Source organism: Cellulomonas sp. P4_B5_2 (genome assembly GCF_056402235.1).
The window spans coordinates 1-1,936 of the sequence record NZ_JBFUHU010000476.1 but is presented as its reverse complement, the minus strand read 5'-3'; the positions used below and the strand labels follow the sequence as shown (position 1 = coordinate 1,936).

Below are 1,936 nucleotides of genomic sequence, written 5' to 3'. Positions count from 1 at the left end.
GTGCACCCGCCCGTGCGCGCGGCGACCTGGAGGAGCTGCCGTGCTGCCGCTGATGGACCTGCTGGACCGCGCCGAGGCGCTGTCCGGCGACGCCGACCGCGCCGACCTGCTGGAGCGCCTGCGCCACGCCCGCCGGCGGCTGCACGACCCGCACGTCCGCGTGCTGGTGGTCGGGGAGCTCAAGCAGGGCAAGAGCCAGCTRGTCAACGCGCTGGTCAACGCCCCGGTGTGCCCCGTGGACGACGACGTCGCGACGTCCGTGACCACGGTCGTCGGCTGGTCGGCGGCACCGACCGCGGTGCTCATCGGTCTGCCCCCGTCCGCGGACGGCACGCGGGACGTGGATCCGGCGCGCCTGCGCAGGACGACGATCCCCATCGACGCGCACGCGCGGTGCGTCGCGGAGCGCCGGGCCCCGGACGGCTCGCCCGTCGACTGCTCGGAGGTGGGCCTGCCCCGGCACGTCCTCGCCGGAGGCCTCGTCCTCGTGGACACGCCGGGCGTGGGCGGGATCGGCTCGGCCGAGGGCGCGGCGACGAWGGCCGCGCTGCCGTCGGCGGACGCCGTCCTCCTCGTCTCCGACGCCGGGCAGGAGTACTCCGCACCCGAGATCGAGTTCCTCCAGCAGGCGCTCGCGGTGTGCCCGAACGTCGCGTGCGTGCTCACCAAGACCGACCTGTACCCGCACTGGCGGGCCGTGGCGGACCTCGACCGTCGCCACCTGCAGCGGGCCGGCGTGCGCGCGCCGCTCATCCCCGTGTCCTCGAACCTCCGGCTGCTCGCCGCGCGACGCCAGGACCGCGACCTGCACGACGAGTCCGGCTTCCCCGAGCTGGTCCGCTACCTGCGCGACGAGGTCGTCGACAACGCGGGCGTGCTCGCCCGGCGCTCGGTCGCCCACGACGTGCTGACGGTCACCGACCACCTCCTCATGGCCGGCCGCGCGCAGCTCTCCGCGCTGGAGGACCCGGCCGGCGGCGAGACGCTCATCGCCGGCCTGCAGACCGGGCGGCAGAACGCGGGTGAGCTGCGCCGGCGCAGCGCCCGCTGGCAGCAGGTGCTCCAGGACGGCGTGACGGACCTGACGGCGGACATCGAGTACGACCTGCGCGACCGGTTGCGGCGGATCGGGCGCGAGGCCGAGGAGGCGATCGACGAGACCGACCCCGGACCGGTGTGGGACGAGTTCGACGACTGGCTCGGCCARCGGGTGCGGGCCACGGTCGCGGCGAACTTCGTCTGGGCTCACGAGCGCGCGCAGTGGCTCGCCGCGCAGGTCGCGGCCCAGTTCGACGCGACCGACGTCGCCCAGCCGGCGCTCGGGGCGGGCGACGACGACGAGGCGCTGGAGCTRGTCGCGCGGCTCGAGCGCGTCGAGGTGGACCGGGTGTCCCGCACCCAGAAGATCATCGTGGCGCTGCGTGGCTCCTACGGCGGCGTGCTGATGTTCGGCATGGTCACCGCGATCGCCCTCGGCATGTCGCTGATCAACCCGATCTCGGTCGGCGTCGGCGTCATCCTGGGGGGTCGGGCGTACCGCGAGGACAAGGCCAACCGCGTACGCAAACGCCAGGCCGAGGCCAAGGTCGCGGTGAAGCGGCACCTCGACGAGGTCGTCTTCCAGGTCAGCAAGGACTCCAAGGACCGGCTGCGGCGGCTGCAGCGGGTGCTGCGCGACCACTTCACCACCCGTGCCGACGAGCTCGTGCGGTCCCTGGACGAGTCGATCCGTTCCGCGCGCGAGGCCACCCGGACCGGCCCCGGTGAACGTGCCGGGACCCTGGGCGAGCTGCGCGCCCGCGTCGCCGACCTCGAGCAGCTGCGCGCCGACGCCGAGCGGTACGCGCTGCCCGCGCTCGAGGCGGTGCCGGCATGACCGACGAAGACCTCCGGGTGCGGACCACGGGCCGCCGGGGCCGCCGTCGCCGGCAGGGGG

The 1,936-nt window shown here is 74.9% G+C and carries 1 protein-coding gene; it reads left to right on the top strand.

Translation table 11 applies throughout. The features are described from left to right. Window positions 1-1,876: dynamin family protein (locus AC1DUQ_RS21320; protein ID WP_477074585.1), on the top strand; the 1,876-nt coding region annotated here is incomplete at its 5' end. Window positions 1,877-1,936 lie beyond the last annotated feature (60 nt).